Here is a 15,086-nt window from a genome sequence, read left to right on the forward strand (position 1 = left end):
TGTTATTTGCCCGCCTCTGAGCGGGCTTTTTTTTTGCCTGCTTTTCAGTGAAAACCGAGCCCTTTCTGTTCAGAGTAATTTTAGTAAACTACAGACGGCAAAAAGCCCTGTTGATCAGACAGGGCTTTCTATTTATCCCCTTTCCCGGCGCTTATCTCCGGCACTCGTTTTAAACGGTGTTAGCTCTGCAAGGCGATGAAGTGATAATACGCTTTTGTCGGAACAAGAATTAACAATTCTTGCTCTGCTAATAGTAACCTACATTATTATCACTTCAGCCTGATGAAAACAGCACTCAACGCTTAAGCAATTTTTTTACTGCCAGTCCTGCAGCAAGCACCGGGTTTATTATCGCTATAGAAGTATAAGGAGCCACCAGCGCCGCCACATCCGTTGTCGCCATGCCGGTACAAGCTAAAGCAATGACTTTTGCCCCATCTTTCTCACAGGCCAGTACCGCTTCGATAATAGCCGCTTTGCCATCCTCGGTATGGATATCGTGCGTATTGTTCACGCCTTTTGGCTGGCGATAGGTGCGCAGCCGGTCATGCAGAACTTCGTAGAATATTGCCGGTGCTCGAGGTTCGATACCAATTGCCCCGACACTTTGGCTAACAGTTAGCGCTTGCTCACAACAGGCTTGTCCGACCCCGACGACCGGTATGCTCAGCAGTTGGCGCAGCTGTTTAACCGCCGGATCCGAGGCGCAGCTTACCAGCAAAATATCGTAGTTTTTTTGCAGCTCAAGTCCCATAGCAACCAGCTTAGGCACTGCCAGCTCAAACGTTTTGGCATCGTGAATGCCATCATATTGATCCGCAAGGCAATAAGTCGTCATCGCCAATTCAGGCTGTTCAGCAATAATCAGCTGTTGATGGATATCCAGAAAACTCTGGTCCTCAGAGGTCACAACGCGAATTAATGCCACGCGCGCCTTGGTTTCTTGTTGGAGTAATTTTTCTGTCATGCTTATTTCCCCGGTTAAAACGCAAAAGGTACGGAGTTCAACCTGCTGCTCAGCGGGCCAAACCCTGTACCTTTATCACACAATTTTCCGGATTACTTTAGCGTTTTAGCGCAGCGCCATTGCTTTCAATGACGCTTTTATACCAATAGAAGCTTTTTTTACGTCGACGCTCAAGGGTACCGTTGCCCTGATCATCGCGATCGACATAAATAAAACCGTATCGTTTGGAGAATTCTGCTTTCGAAGCACTAACCAGATCGATAGGCCCCCAACTGGTATAACCCAGCACTTCAACCCCGTCAGCAATCGCTTCACCAATCTGCACCAGGTGGTCGTTCAAATAGGCAATACGATAATCGTCGTTAATCGTGCCGTCGGCATCAGGTTTATCGAAGGCCCCCAAACCGTTTTCCACGATAAATAGCGGGATCTGATAGCGATCATAAAGCTCGTTCATCAGAATACGAATCCCCTGCGGATCAATCTGCCAGCCCCAGTCAGAACTCGCCAGATGAGGATTTGGCACCATAGAAAGAATATTACCCCGCGCTTTCTGATTAAGTTCTTCATCAGTCGTGACGCAACCCGTCATGTAGTAACTGAAGGAAATAAAGTCGATAGTCGATTTCAGCGCCGCCTTGTCTTCACTGGTGACATTAATCTCGATGCCACGATCGGCGAAGTAACGTTTCATATAGGCCGGATAACTGCCGCGCACCTGCACGTCGCCAAAGAACAGCCATTCGCGATTTTGTTGCAGGGTTTCCATTACGTCTTGCGGCTTTGTCGTCAGCGGATATAGCAAACCACCCAACAGCATATTGCCGATTTTAGCGTCAGGAATAATCTCGTGACAGGCTTTGACCGCCTTGGCACTGGCTACCAACTGATGGTGAATTGCCTGATAAACTTGCTGTTTGCTGCTGTCTTCAGGCAGGCCGACTCCAGTCAGCGGCGCATGTAATGACATATTTATTTCATTGAAGGTCAGCCAGTATTTTACCTTGTGCTGATAACGCTGGAATACCGTCCGGGCATAGCGTTCAAAGAATTCGATAGTCTTGCGGCTGCCCCAACCGCCGTGTTTTTTTACCAGCCCGTAAGGCATCTCATAGTGCGACAGCGTCACCAACGGCGTGATGTTATATTTCGCCATTTCATCAAACAGGCGATCATAAAATGCCAGCCCCGCCTCGTTAGGCTCCAGTTCATCGCCTTGTGGAAAAATACGCGTCCAGGCAATAGAGGTGCGTAGGCAGCTAAAGCCCATTTCGGCAAAAAGTTGCATATCTTCTGGATAACGATGATAAAAATCGATTGCAACGTCTTTAATGCCGCTATCTCCGGCAACTCGCTCGACTACGCCGCCGAAAATACCTTTCGGCTGCACGTCTGAGGTCGACAATCCCTTACCGTCGGTCAGATAAGCCCCTTCAACCTGGTTAGCGGCAACTGCACCGCCCCATAAGAAATTTTTCGGAAACTGTTGGCTCATGGTTTTTCTCCTGAATTAGCGAATCAATGTCAGTAATGAAGTATTTTCTACAATTTCTGCGCTGTCGTTCACATCGACATCGGTAAACTCATCGCTGTTGGTGATAAGCACCGGAGTATCGAGGCTATAACCCGCAGCACGGATTGCCTCGGCATCGAACTCAAGCATTAACTGGCCACGCACCACGTCGTCGCCTTCGCGGACGTGGGGAGTAAAATATTGTCCATCGAGTTTGACCGTATCGATGCCAACGTGGATCAGAATCTCAGCCCCCAATGGCGACTCCAATCCGATGGCATGAAAGGTTTTAAACAGTGACGCAACCTTGCCATCGATCGGCGAGACAACACGGCCACCGGTCGGTGAAATGAATGCGCCTTTTCCGAGCAGGCCACCGGCAAATATCGGATCACTGATCTGTTCCAGAGGTTTAAGCGCCCCGCTCAACGGACTGTAAATAACCTCCCGCGCCTTGGCATTTTGCAGCGAAAGGTTACTGGCAGTTGAGACAGGATTTAGCTCGTTGATATTTAGCGCAGCGGAGTTGTCATTTTCGACAGCATGTCCAGCCGCAGCAGGCAGCTCTTGCTCGACAGCTCGTGGCGTGGCAAAGCAGTAGGTTAATCCGGTGGAGATAATCAACGATATAATGATACTCACAATCACTGCCACGACGGTCATATCAAAACCGCTAGGTGGAATGACCTGAGTCAGGCTAAAAATCCCAGGAAATCCAAAGGAATACACTGCACTATGGAAATAGCCGACCACGCCCGCCCCGGCTGCTCCACCGAGACTTCCGAAGACAAACGCGCGACGATTAGGCAAGGTAATGCCATAAACGGCAGGCTCGGTGATACCGCAGATCCCGGCGGCCATAGCAGAGGCTGCGTTGCCTTTGAGTTGAGCATCTTTACTACGCAGGAAGATCCCCAGCGTTGCGCCAACCTGACCAAAAATTGCCGGCACCAGCAGCGGGATTAGTGTGTCATGGCCAACAACGCTGAGGTTGTTCATCATGATGGGTACAATCCCCCAGTGGATGCCAAACATCACGCAGACTTGCCACAATCCGCCCATCAAAACGCCGGCTATTACTGAATTAAAGCCGTAAATCAGCTCATATCCCTGAGCAAGCATATTACTTAGCCAGGTAGCCGCAGGCCCAATCAGCAGAAAGGTCAATGGAACTACCACCGCCAGGCAAATCAGCGGCGTTAAAAAATTACGCACCGCGCTGTGTAAACGTGGATGAATCGCCCTCTCAATTTTTGACGACAGCCAGCTGGCTAAAATAATCGGGATCACCGTTGAGCCATAGTTAATCATCACCACCGGAATGCCCAAAAAATGATGCGGTTGCGCGCCTGGAAGCTGAGATGCGGTAAACGCCGCCAGCATCATTGGATGAGTCAGTGCTCCGCCAATCGCCATGCCGACAAACGGACTTCCGCCGAATTTTTTGCAGGCGGAATATCCTAAAAAGATTGGCAGGAAATAAAACATCGCATCACTGGCGGCGAATAAAATCTGGTAAGTATCGGTTTTCTGGGTCGTCCATCCGATGGCGAGTGCAATGGAAAGCAGCCCCTTTAGTACACCACCGGCAATCAGAATGCCGATAAACGGCGTGAATACTGCAGAAATAATGTCGATCAGACGAGCGAAAAGCCCCTCTTTCGACTGAGCATCGCCCGGCAGTGTTTCGGGGAGACTGCCTTCAAGCCTGGCCGCGATTGGCGTATAAACCTGACTGACATCATTACCGATGACAACCTGAAATTGCCCGCCGCTCTCGACCACCATGATAATACCCGGCGTCTTTTTTAGTGCCTCAGTCTGCGCTTTGCTGCTGTCACGCAGTTTGAATCGCAAGCGGGTCGCGCAGTGAACCAGGCTGATGACGTTTTTTGGGCCGCCGACCTTTTCCAGCACTTCTACGGCTAATTCATTATATTTCATGTTATTACCCTTCTTCCCTGTGCAGCACAATGCTCTGATACGAGAAAAAACCGGAATTCAGGCCAAAAAAAACCTAAACCGATTTTTGGTTACGGGCCTAAAAGCGCCATAACAAAAAAATCGGTTTAGGTTTTGCCTGCTTACCAGTAACAATCCTAAGCTCTGATTTGCAGAATGCCCTGCTACAGGGGTTTACTCAAGGCCGTGTTTAATCGGTATTAAAAATTTGTGAGCAATATCTCGAATTACTCAGATTGTAGCCGTGAAGGATTCAGCGTTTCTTTGCGCACACGCTCTATGTGGATAGCCAGAAACATTTTCTCCTCCTTGGTCAGTGCATAACCATAGGTTTGCTGAATGTGATGCTCGACTTTTTGCACACACTTCCAGGCTTGGGGATAGGAATTCATCACTTCATCATGCAGTGATTCATCTTCGTTTCGCACAAGCTTGCTGCTCAGCATCCGTTGGGCGAAAAATTTCAAATGTGTAATAAATCGATGATAACTAAGGGTATCCTCCCGATAATCCAGCCTCAGCTGATATTTCACAATATGCATGATTTGCTGAATTATTTTAGTGACTTGCACGACCTCCGACATTTCCCCCTTCAATTGCCCCTTAACAAGATGTTGTGCGATATAACCGGCCTCGTCCTCCGGCAGGCGCACGCCCAGACGCTGTTCAATAATATCTAACGCCTCAAGACTGACGGTAAATTCGCGGTGATAAACACGCTTGATATCCCACAGCAGCCCATTGGGTAGAGAAATTCCCTGCTTGAATCGTTCAATGGCAAAATGGCAGTGATCGGTCAGGGCAATATACAAATTATTGCTGAGTCGTTCGCCAAGTCGGGCTTCGGCGAGATCAATAATTTTTTCAGTGGTCGTGAGCACGTCGAGAGGTATTTCAGCCAACAGCTCGCTCAGACGGCCATTAAGCGCGTTATTTTTTAATGAGAAAACTTTCTCGACCAGCGCCACGTCCAGCAGTTCGCCGACTCTTTTTTGGAATGCCAAACCTTTACCCATCATGACTTGCTCGTGCAAGGTCTCATCGACGGCGATCACGGCATTATTATTTAAGATTTTTATAATTTTCATCGTGTTCCCTGAATGAAAAAGGACAAAATCGCGGTGTGCTTCCCTATCTGGCCTGATAGCGCATTCGTAAATTCTGCTGATAATAGCTGCTATTATTTGGATAATCCGCAGGAAAAAGCGAGGACTCGTTTCTTATTGGCTGAAATTGGGGTAGGGTTTGCCTGTTTTAAACAGGAGGCTGAAATGAGCGAAGAAAATTTATCCCAAAGAATCGATCAACTGGAACGCGTTAACCGCGAACTGTTGGTTCAAGTGTCGGCAATGCGCATTTTATTTGGCAGCGTAGGCAACACGATGAACACAAAGTTTGAAAATAGCTTCACGACAGGGGTTAAAACCTTCGTTGAGCGTGAAAAAGAAGCGCTGAACGCCAGCGAAATGGAAGAAGCATCAAAGAAATTCCGCACAGATGTTCTGAACTGCGTTTCGTCACTGCTGCCAACCGTACTGTAAAAGCACGGCTCGGCGAGACTATCCTGCATTGACAATCGTGCAGGATAGTCGCTTTCAGGCTAGCGCGACAGACAACGTTCACGACGCTGATCGACCCGCTGGGCAAACCAGGCTGTCGTCAGATTACGTGTAATTTTCGGGCTGTTAAGTTCAATTGCCGGCAGCATTTCACGCGGTACTGGCTTGCCAGCCGTTTTATCTGCTAAAGCGAAGACCTGCTTCCAGGTCGGGGTTTGCTCGAAATCAATCGACTCTCCCTGCTTCAAATCTCGTGATATCTCCGAGTCACTGAGATCCAGCCTTTTACCCAATTTTCGCACCGCCATCTCAGTTTTTCCCGGCGTGTCGCTATAGCTGACTACATCGCCGTCCAATGCTAGCAGGACGCCAGTCAAACGGTGTACTTGCTGCTGGAAGGCCGCGTTGCGACTGGCATAAAAACCTGCGTTGTAATCCACAAAGCGGTAAAGAGGCTCGGTGTAATGTGTCGGATATCCCAACAAATGAGCGATACCAAAGTACACACCGCCGCGACGAGTAAAAACTTCCTGACGGACGGTGCCGTCGATTTTATAAGGATAACCACGGGCTTTGCTTTCGGCAAAAGCAATACTGACCTGCATTGGACCACCTGTGTGCACCGGATTCAGGTTACCAAACAGTTGTTGACCCATCGGTACCATGCCAATGAAATCATCGAATATCGCACTTAACTCTTTTTCGCTACGAACGTTATCCAGACGATCGCTGTAAGATTTACCGTTAGGGGAATTGATTTTCAGGGCGGTATGCACCACGAATGCAGGGATATGCACCTCACCCGCTCGACGATCGATCTCTTTCCAGGCGATCTTACCGAGTCCGGGGATCGGTGCATTGACGTTGAAATTAGATTCCTGCTCGGTTACCGCCAAAACGGCACAAATGTTTTCTTTTGAAGGATCAATATCCTGCGCACTAAAAGCCGTACTGATATCCTTGGCCCAACCCTGCTTGTCAGATACATAGGGTGGCATCAGGCTGGCGATATCAGCACGAACTTCCTGCGGACTTTTGTTACTTACAGGCGCTTTATGTGAGCTGCAACCTGCTAACAATGTCATTAGCAGCATGCCAGCCAAAGGCACAGCCTGAAACTTTTGCTTAAAAAGCTTCGGCCGCGAAGTGGTGAAAGGTAATACGGCAATGTTAGGCGTCATCAGGTCCCTGAATAATCAAATCAATCTACTGCTCAATTATTCACAGATTAACCCGCAACAACCAGCTTTAATCTCACAGGTTCCACTGATTAAGCCGCCAGCTCGGAGTAATAGCTCAATACTTCACAGCCGACTCCCACTTCAGGGGTAGCGATTACCTTGCGTTGAGCAATATCGATGATACTTACTGTCCCGTCTTTTTCATTAGCAATCAGCAGCCGTTTATTATCCGGGCTAAAGCAGCCATCCATCGGTTTATTGCCCACGCTAAAGCAGGCAATTTCGTTAAGCTCCCCGTCGAATAAGGTAGCCACTGGTTCCTGATCGCCAATTGCAATTAAAAACTCACCTCCCTGGCTAAAGCGGACGATTTGCGCGCCTTTTTTATGTCCACGTAGAGGAATGTTTTTTATAATTTTATGTGTTTTGCTATTAATAACAATCAGCTCAGGTTTGTCAGCATTACTGGTTATTATTGACCTGCTATGAGGAGCTGCAGCAATACCATTAACAGCGCCCGGCATGGCAATATTATCAATTACTTTTCCTTTATTATCGGCTAATTCAACCACTGTTACGCTGGCATCCTCCTCATTATCGGTGAACAGTTTATCGCCCTGCGGGGTGATGCTCAGGCGATGAGTATTAGTAGAGGGAACCTTAATTTCTCGGACTATTTTATCTGTCACCGGATCGATTACCACAATGGTGGCACTGTTTTCACAGCATAAATAAACCTTACCGTCGTTGCCTAATCGACCGGTATGCGGGGATTCCAGTGGGCTAAGATCAATAAAGCCGCTAAGCTCGCGTTTGCTGAGATCTATCACGGCAATCTGATGCTGGGGATGCGGATTATCGCCATGGATCCCGTCACCAAATATCGGAACATACGCTTTGTTATGCTGTGGAATAATAAGCAACTCGTGAGGATTAGGTGGGAAACCGGTTAAAGTCTTTTCGACCTTTAGCGTATCTGCGTTAAGGAATAAAACTTTACCACCTTGCTTATCGACGGCAATAATACCGTAATTTCTTTTATTAATTTCTGAATCATCTGAGTACAACATATCAACTCCGCGATATTTAAATAAGAGACGATAATGGCAGTTCTGTCTTCATACCATTGCTAAAAACCTATATTTTAAGGTTAGTCGCTTATTACCATTATTGCGAAGTTGGTCACAGTCTAAAGGCATTATTCAGAGCAATCCGTTGCCTTACCAGTAGCCTGTCAAAGTCATTTACCGGCTTGTTTACCCGGGAAAAACAGAGTGAAGCGTGTGACTCTTTCATTGCTGGTGACCTGCCAATTTCCCTGATGCAGCCCCATGATACTGCGAACAATCGACAGCCCCAAGCCACTGGCATGCGCGGAAGTATTTCGCGAAACATCGGCTCGGTAAAAGCGATCAAACAGGCGATTAAGATGCTCGGGATCGATTGTCGGCCCGAGATTCGTAACGTGGATCCTTGTTCCCGTTGGCTCCTGCTCAGCCAGTATCGCTATCTCGCTGCCTGAATCTGCATAGCGAACCGCATTAGCTAACAGATTAGCCAACGCGCGGCGCAGTAAATTAGCATCGGCCCAAACCTCACCTTCGGCCTTTACTGTCAGTCGAACATCTCGTTCATCGGCAGGACCTTCAAAATATTCACTGACTCGCTCAAACTCTTCGCTTAACTTGAGCTGAGTACGCTCAATAGCGTGATCGGCATTTTCAGCGCGGGCTAGAAACAGCATATTGTCTGTCATTTTCGAGAGCCGCATCAGCTCTTCAAAATTTGACCCCAATAGTTTTTCATAGTATGGCGCAGTTCGCCGCTGGCTGAGTGCCACCTCGGTTTGCCCCAATAAGTTACCAATCGGCGTACGTAAGTCATGCGCCATATCGGCAGATACCTGGCTGAGTTGAGTAAAGCTAATCTCAAGCCGATCGAGCATCTGGTTAAAACTGTCGATCAGCGATAATAGTTCTCGAGGTGCCTGAGTGTTATCAATCCTGACTGATAGATTGCGAATGCCAATCGATGCAGTTTGTCCGGCCAACCTTTGTAGCGGGCTTAATCCACGACGAGCAATCCAGTAAGACATTAACGCAGTCAAAACTGCCGCCGCCGCCGCGAGCAATATAATCTGCTCGCGATAAACTTCAAGAATGCGCGTCCGCTCGGTCATTAAACGCCCACTAATAATCTCAAGCTGGTGCGGAGCATCAGAAGTTTGTGCTGAGGCGGCTACTGAAATAAACGGCGTATCATCTCGTGACATACTGTGCTGAACCGCAGCCAGTGTCAGATCTTCATTGGCTGGAACTGGGGGAACATTGGGTATCGGCGAGTGCCCTGGATTGACCTCAATCAGCGGCGGCTGCCCGGGAAAACGCACCACTAACAGAGCTTCGTGATTGCCCAGCATATTGGCAAAAAGCTGAGGTTTATCATGGATAAGATTGATGACATCTTCATCACGCAGCAGCGTGCGAATCTGCTGTACGCGAGTCAATAACGCGCCATCATCGCGAATACTAATCTGCTTTTCGAGTGTGTTGTAAAGCGTAAAACCGACCAGCGCGATGACGACAAAAGACAACAGCGCAAAAATCAGTGAAAGCCGAGTGGTGAGGGAAATTCTCCGCACATTGAGAGGGTACCAACGAGGCCTCATGATTCATTTTCACAACGGTAACCCACGCCGTGTACAGTGTGGATTAGCTTGATTTCAAAGGGATCGTCAATTTTTTGCCGCAGTCGACGCACGGCGACATCCACTACGTTGGTATCACTATCAAAATTCATATCCCAGACCCTTGAGGCAATTACCGATCGTGACAATACCTGCCCTTCATGCAACATAAAAAGATGTAGAAGGTTAAATTCTTTATTGGTAAGAGTAATACGATTCCCATCGCGAATAACTCGGCGCTTGGGAATATCAATCTGCAAATCGGCTAGCTCCAGCAGCTCTTCTTGTTTGATCTGAACGCCACGACGCAGAGCAACGCGAATACGCGCAAGAAGCTCGGCGAAAGAAAAAGGTTTGACCAGATAATCATCGGCACCGAGATCCAGCCCTTTGAGTTTATCTTCCAGAGTGCCGCGCGCGGTCAGAAAAAGCACCGGCGTTTTGACCTGTTTATCCAGCCTTTTCATGACCTCCCAGCCATCCATTTCCGGCATCATCACATCAAGAAGGATTAAGTCGTAAAGAAATTCCTGCGCCAGATGCAGCCCGTCAAGACCATTGGCCGCCACATCTACTACATATCCCGCCTCGGTCAGGCCATTGCGCATATATTCGCCGGCTTTAGGCTCATCTTCAATAACCAGAATTCTCATGTGATCTCCTACGAGCCGATAACAGCGGGCGCAAACGTTGCGCCCAGCCCCCAATCATCATCAACAATATTATTTCAGCGCGTGTTGCGCAGCCTGCTCGATCAACGCAGCAACCTCTTTCGGATGTGATTCATATACTGAATGGCTTGCACCAGGAATTTCCACCTTATGGCTGTGAGCGCGGGCAGCATACATACGCTCCAGATTCGGGTTAATAATTTTGTCGGACTCAGCCACCATATACCAACTCGGTTTTACCTTCCACGCCGGGTCTGGAATATTGGCAGTAAACACGCTGGCATTAGTTGGCATCTGCGCATGTGCTTCAAATTCTGCCTCTTTTAACGGCAGATCGGCGGCGAAATCAGCCGGGAAATTTTCTGGCTTGATGGTTAAATATCCATCGGGGGATTTAACAAAAGGCCGCGCGGTATTGGGAAATTTTTTGCCATTGCTGGCTTCTGTTTCACCGGCATCCAGAGCATGCGCAGCAATATAAACCAGCCCTGCAACGTGAGAATCATTACCGGCTTCAGTAATTATCGCGCCGCCGTAGCTGTGTCCAACCAGGATAGCCGGGCCATTTTGCTCATCAAGAATTCGTTTGGTCGCGGTAACATCGTCAGGAAATGAAGTCAGCGGCTCTTGCACCAGAGTGACGTTATAACCGTCTTTGGTCAAAATATCGTATACCGGACGCCAGCCTGAACCGCCAACAAACGCGCCATGCACCAGGACAATATTTTTAACCGGTGCTGCCAGTACGGGAGCCGCTGCGCCAGCCAATAAAAGCGCAGTAATAGAAGAGGTAATCAGACGTTTTTTAAATGAAGTTTTCATGATTTTTCCTTAATGACAGTTGATGTTTAGGTTGCTGCTGCACCATGGGGGCCAGTGTATGGACCTGGCTCCCACACCAACATGACTCAATCATTACAAAAAAATGACGACTATTGCGGGTGGATCAAAATTAACAATTTGCACTCCTCTGTTACTGTCCTCTACAAGTCTGCTGTTAAAATCCGTGTTACGCTTTAAGGCTTTTTTAGCAATTAACGCTTTTCGCAGAGGAATACTTTGCTGCCTTGGTTACTTTTCCTGGAGATCTAAAGTTTGATTAATATTCCACCAGGAACCCGACACAATATCCTGTTAGCCCTTTGTTGTTTACCGGCAATTATGCTGATTCTCGCCCTGGGTTTTTATTTTAATAGGCAGCCGCAGGCTACGCTGATGGCCAGCGGCGCACTTTCTTTATCCTTTGGTGCCAACAAAACCTGGAAAGGATCGACCTTCGTGGTACTGATGGCCACCGCTTTCGGCCTCAGTATTGCCGCGATATTAGGTAGTCTGGCAGGCAATTCTCATATGTTATATATGGCTGGTGCGGTGCTGTTGACGGGGTTTTACATAGTAATTTCGGATATCAACAGCAGCGTTGGATGGATTTTTTTACAGTCCAGTATCGCTTTTCTGGTAGCAGGATTTTTCCCCGGTTCGTTGCAACAGGCAGCAGATCGCGCAGCCTTGATGGGAATAGGCAGTGTATTGCAGATTTTCTCTCTAGGACTGTTCTTTCAGGGGCTACGATTTAACCGACATGAACTGAGCAGCTTCAAGTCTCTTCGTTTTCCCAAACAGTTGAGCCTGTTGAACCAGCATCGTATTCATCTTAAATGGTCAATTACGTTTGGCGTTATTGCCATGGGCCTGACAATTTTTATCGATCGCACCATAAGTATTCAGCATAGCTATTGGGCTGAAATGACACTCCTGATTTGCCTGCGTAATGATTACCATGAATCCCTACTCAGAGTTCCAGCGAGAATTATGGGCACATTCATTGGCGGATTAGCGGCTGGGGCATTAAGTACTTATTGGCAGCAGCCAATAATTATCGTAGTAGCCTTTCTTGCCTCGGCTCTCATCGCCATCAGCATGTCTTATTCCCTGACGCCAAAAGTCTACGCTATTTTCACATTTTTCATTACGATGATGATTATATTCATGCTTTCAAGCATTAGTATCGCGCAAGGCAATATCGCGGAACAAAGAATGGAGGCAACGTTATTAGGCGGGATAATGGCATTGGCTTCTGTGGTGCTTACCAAGCTGGTGACTTATCAGCATATTAATCAGGCAAGGCAAAACACTTAAATCATCTTTTTCCAAAATGCAAAAACCCGCCATTGGCGGGTTCTTTAGCTTGGGCTTACTTAACTGCTCGGGCTATGCCGTCATCGCTACTGTAAGTATGCCGCGCTGTTCACTTATTACAGTGCAACAACGTTTACTGCTGATGGGCCTTTAGCGCCGTTCTCGATAGAGAACTCAACTTTTTGACCTTCATCAAGAGTTTTGAAATCGCTGCTCTGGATTGCAGAGAAGTGAACGAACACATCTTTGCTGCCGTCTGCAGGAGAAATAAAACCAAAACCTTTACCAGCGTCAAACCACTTCACCAAACCAGTCATTTTAGTAGACATAATAATTTCCTTTCAATATTTAGCCGCCATAGGGGCGAGGGAGGTCTGTTTTTTTAGTTGTGATACTTATGGGGCACTAAAGAAGGAAATTCGCGGTGAAGAGATATCTAGTGAGGATAACGCTAATACAGTGAACTACTTTACTAAAATTGCTTTCATAAGGTCTGTACTACAAACCGAGGAGTGCATTAACGCACGTAGGAAAAACTTACGCAAGCATTATTTTATTTAACATACTTGCGTAGTCTTGTTAAAAAATATGAAAGCTTCTTTTGCCGAGTTTGATCTACATCACGACATAATGTCCAAATTAACGCCACTATTTGTCAAACAAATGGAGGGGTCAAAAATGAACATCGCACACATTAAAACGCAAAGCAGAGTCACCATTCAAGACGTTGAAGTGATGGTCGCCATGCTGGCAATCGTTGCCATCATCGTTTGGGAATTGATGTTCTGATCCTAAACGGTGCTCCTGAGGGTGGTTTTAAAAACCACTCGATTCCAGTACAAACGGCAGGTCAATCACTAGGTTGGCCAGCAGTACCGCGAGGCTGGAATAAATAACCAATTTCAGCATACGAACCTCAGAACAAAGATAAGGGAGCAGTCGCCCTCCTGTAACCTGGTTTTTTGCTACCTGCGCTATTAACAGTAAGTCCATATTTGTGATTAATGCCAGACTTACCGCACTAAAACATGCAAAAAAACCTTTAAAATCAAAACAATGAAAGCAAGCCAAAAGAAATCCGTCTCGCATAAAATAGAGGGGAATCTTAGGACGCTTCAGCCTCAAATTTTGCAGCTACCAACATTGGCGCTAGTAATAACAAAAAGCTTAAGTGTGATCAATATCACGTTTAATAAATGAGCACTTTTTAGCTGTTTGTTAAGCCCAAATTCAACTTCCGAGCACTCCTGTTGTTCCTCCCCCTCTCCTGATGCACAATGCCTGCGAGAACGTTAAAAGATTTTCCATTTATTTGTCATTATGCAATGGCTATCAAGACCATGCCTATCAAGGAGCCTCAGTGACCAAACTAAACCAGCAGCAGTGCATTATCCTCACCGGTTTTACCGGCATCCTGCATGGCGAATTTGAATGGTTTCATACCGATTTGGAAACCCGACTGGGTCGCGAAGTACAAACTTCTGAATTGGGCTATCCCGAATTTATGGAGCAGTGCAAGGCACTTTATGAAGAAGACTTCAACGCCCTGATGCCTGACTAAATTTTTGCAAGCTTGCTGGCCAGCTGCCCCAGCTGGTCGCAATCTCACCCTTAAATTTTCTTTTTATTCCTGATAATTATTTAAAAATTAATTAACTTCTTGTCGATATTAAACATTTACCAACGACTAGGACGAGTACGGAAATCCTTCATAACGGGTAAATATCGTTGTAAACCATTCTGCTTTGCTATTTAATACTTCTAGTTTCACAATCGAAGGTTATCTTAAAACCCTTATTTAAATGATATTAAGAGGGGTCACTCATCTTATACCTTCGTTTATTTTATTTTTAGTTTTTTGTTTATTAAAACTTAATCTAACCATTCGGATAATCACGTGAACACAAAATATCAAGTTCCTTCTATTTTATTAAATGAGCCCTTTGCAGACTTTTCGGAGATCGAATGTAAAGGAAATAAAATGACCATCAACAGTCAGTGTTTTGAAATCACGGAAAAACACAAACGATTAGTTATTTGCCTGCTTAAAGGTATTACTCAAAAAAATGATATAATAAATATCGTCTGGTATGAACAGGCAGGTATGGTCAGCGATAATAACTATCACCAGCTGATTCATAAGTTTCGTAATTTATTAGTGGAAAATAACCTTCCCAAAGCGATGCTGCGAACCATACCAAGGCATGGTGCAATGCTTGACCTCTCGTTATTACCGAAAATAGAAGAAACTGTCCAGCCAATAACGATCAGCCAGGCCAAGAAAACTTTCACTCTTGCAGCGCTAGGCGCTTGTTTTACTGCAGCTCTTTCTATGGTGACTAAATCACTTTACCGTTAATTTATTAGATTGAGTCATTCTATCCATGAAGACTGTATACTTAAGATCT

At 46.6% G+C, this 15,086-nt stretch carries 14 protein-coding genes; 4 read left to right on the forward strand and 10 right to left on the reverse strand.

Translation table 11 applies throughout. The features are described from left to right. Positions 1 to 295 precede the first annotated feature (295 nt). From SPM24T3_RS14615 to licT, 4 genes are all read right to left on the reverse strand, one after another. A complete protein-coding gene (locus SPM24T3_RS14615; RefSeq protein WP_009637553.1) occupies positions 296 to 967 on the reverse strand; it encodes an aspartate/glutamate racemase family protein in 672 nt (223 codons plus the stop codon). 97 nt (positions 968 to 1,064) lie between these two features. Further along, positions 1,065 to 2,462 carry a glycoside hydrolase family 1 protein gene (locus tag SPM24T3_RS14620; RefSeq protein WP_009637554.1) on the reverse strand — a complete coding sequence of 466 codons (1,398 nt, stop codon included), beginning with the start codon at positions 2,460 to 2,462 and terminating at the stop codon, positions 1,065 to 1,067. 15 nt (positions 2,463 to 2,477) lie between these two features. Next, positions 2,478 to 4,424 (reverse strand): PTS beta-glucoside transporter subunit IIABC, encoded by a 1,947-nt coding sequence (bglF, locus tag SPM24T3_RS14625; RefSeq protein WP_009637555.1) that lies wholly within the window; start codon positions 4,422 to 4,424, stop codon positions 2,478 to 2,480. A gap of 245 nt (positions 4,425 to 4,669) precedes the next feature. Next, positions 4,670 to 5,530: a BglG family transcription antiterminator LicT gene (licT, locus tag SPM24T3_RS14630; RefSeq protein WP_009637556.1), complete on the reverse strand. Its 861-nt coding sequence runs from the start codon at positions 5,528 to 5,530 to the stop codon at positions 4,670 to 4,672. A gap of 12 nt (positions 5,531 to 5,542) precedes the next feature. Here licT and SPM24T3_RS14635 point away from each other — a divergent pair, with 12 nt between their 5' ends. Beyond that, the gene (locus tag SPM24T3_RS14635) at positions 5,543 to 5,983 is read left to right on the forward strand and encodes a hypothetical protein (protein ID WP_009637557.1); all 441 of its coding nucleotides are present in this window, start codon (positions 5,543 to 5,545) and stop codon (positions 5,981 to 5,983) included. A 59-nt stretch (positions 5,984 to 6,042) separates the two neighbouring features. On the opposite strand, the gene SPM24T3_RS14640 is transcribed toward SPM24T3_RS14635, so the two are convergent. The 5 genes from SPM24T3_RS14640 to SPM24T3_RS14660 all read right to left on the reverse strand — a co-directional run bounded on the left by SPM24T3_RS14640 (position 6,043) and on the right by SPM24T3_RS14660 (position 11,361). Then, complete coding sequence (locus SPM24T3_RS14640; RefSeq protein ID WP_050956169.1) at positions 6,043 to 7,095, reverse strand: DUF1615 domain-containing protein; 1,053 nt, start codon at positions 7,093 to 7,095, stop codon at positions 6,043 to 6,045. Positions 7,096 to 7,271: 176 nt separating this feature from the next. Next, on the reverse strand, positions 7,272 to 8,252 hold the full coding sequence (locus SPM24T3_RS14645) for a hypothetical protein (RefSeq protein ID WP_009637559.1): 981 nt from the start codon (positions 8,250 to 8,252) through the stop codon (positions 7,272 to 7,274). 170 nt (positions 8,253 to 8,422) lie between these two features. After that, on the reverse strand, positions 8,423 to 9,850 hold the full coding sequence (locus tag SPM24T3_RS14650; protein ID WP_009637560.1) for a heavy metal sensor histidine kinase: 1,428 nt from the start codon (positions 9,848 to 9,850) through the stop codon (positions 8,423 to 8,425). Beyond that, a complete protein-coding gene (locus SPM24T3_RS14655) occupies positions 9,847 to 10,521 on the reverse strand; it encodes a heavy metal response regulator transcription factor (RefSeq protein WP_009637561.1) in 675 nt (224 codons plus the stop codon). Before SPM24T3_RS14655 ends, SPM24T3_RS14650 begins: the two co-directional genes overlap by 4 nt. A 69-nt stretch (positions 10,522 to 10,590) precedes the next feature. Then, positions 10,591 to 11,361: an alpha/beta hydrolase gene (locus tag SPM24T3_RS14660; protein WP_009637562.1), complete on the reverse strand. Its 771-nt coding sequence runs from the start codon at positions 11,359 to 11,361 to the stop codon at positions 10,591 to 10,593. Between the two features lie 339 nt (positions 11,362 to 11,700). Here SPM24T3_RS14660 and SPM24T3_RS14665 point away from each other — a divergent pair, with 339 nt between their 5' ends. Beyond that, the gene (locus tag SPM24T3_RS14665) at positions 11,701 to 12,678 is read left to right on the forward strand and encodes an FUSC family protein (protein WP_009637563.1); all 978 of its coding nucleotides are present in this window, start codon (positions 11,701 to 11,703) and stop codon (positions 12,676 to 12,678) included. Positions 12,679 to 12,794: 116 nt separating this feature from the next. Here SPM24T3_RS14665 and cspA read toward each other — a convergent pair whose 3' ends face one another. After that, positions 12,795 to 13,007, reverse strand: a complete 213-nt coding sequence (gene cspA / locus SPM24T3_RS14670) for an RNA chaperone/antiterminator CspA (RefSeq protein ID WP_009637564.1) — start codon at positions 13,005 to 13,007, stop codon at positions 12,795 to 12,797. Between the two features lie 1,031 nt (positions 13,008 to 14,038). Between cspA and SPM24T3_RS14680 the strand changes: the two genes are divergently transcribed. Further along, a complete protein-coding gene (locus SPM24T3_RS14680; RefSeq protein WP_009637566.1) occupies positions 14,039 to 14,239 on the forward strand; it encodes a hypothetical protein in 201 nt (66 codons plus the stop codon). 336 nt (positions 14,240 to 14,575) lie between these two features. Continuing rightward, positions 14,576 to 15,037: a hypothetical protein gene (locus tag SPM24T3_RS14685; protein WP_237713072.1), complete on the forward strand. Its 462-nt coding sequence runs from the start codon at positions 14,576 to 14,578 to the stop codon at positions 15,035 to 15,037. Positions 15,038 to 15,086: the final 49 nt, after the last annotated feature.

Source organism: Serratia sp. M24T3 (genome assembly GCF_000257645.1).
Lineage (GTDB): Bacteria > Pseudomonadota > Gammaproteobacteria > Enterobacterales > Enterobacteriaceae > Rouxiella.

Coding starts and splice junctions, on each gene's coding strand:
- SPM24T3_RS14660 (WP_009637562.1), bottom strand. CDS start 11,361: ATGAAAACTTCATTTAAAAAACGTCTGATTACCTCTTCTATTACTGCG.
- SPM24T3_RS14665 (WP_009637563.1), top strand. CDS start 11,701: ATGCTGATTCTCGCCCTGGGTTTTTATTTTAATAGGCAGCCGCAGGCT.
- SPM24T3_RS14650 (WP_009637560.1), bottom strand. CDS start 9,850: ATGAGGCCTCGTTGGTACCCTCTCAATGTGCGGAGAATTTCCCTCACC.
- bglF (WP_009637555.1), bottom strand. CDS start 4,424: ATGAAATATAATGAATTAGCCGTAGAAGTGCTGGAAAAGGTCGGCGGC.
- SPM24T3_RS14655 (WP_009637561.1), bottom strand. CDS start 10,521: ATGAGAATTCTGGTTATTGAAGATGAGCCTAAAGCCGGCGAATATATG.
- cspA (WP_009637564.1), bottom strand. CDS start 13,007: ATGTCTACTAAAATGACTGGTTTGGTGAAGTGGTTTGACGCTGGTAAA.
- SPM24T3_RS14615 (WP_009637553.1), bottom strand. CDS start 967: ATGACAGAAAAATTACTCCAACAAGAAACCAAGGCGCGCGTGGCATTA.
- SPM24T3_RS14640 (WP_050956169.1), bottom strand. CDS start 7,095: ATGCTGCTAATGACATTGTTAGCAGGTTGCAGCTCACATAAAGCGCCT.
- SPM24T3_RS14645 (WP_009637559.1), bottom strand. CDS start 8,252: ATGTTGTACTCAGATGATTCAGAAATTAATAAAAGAAATTACGGTATT.
- licT (WP_009637556.1), bottom strand. CDS start 5,530: ATGAAAATTATAAAAATCTTAAATAATAATGCCGTGATCGCCGTCGAT.
- SPM24T3_RS14620 (WP_009637554.1), bottom strand. CDS start 2,462: ATGAGCCAACAGTTTCCGAAAAATTTCTTATGGGGCGGTGCAGTTGCC.
- SPM24T3_RS14635 (WP_009637557.1), top strand. CDS start 5,543: ATGAAAAAGGACAAAATCGCGGTGTGCTTCCCTATCTGGCCTGATAGC.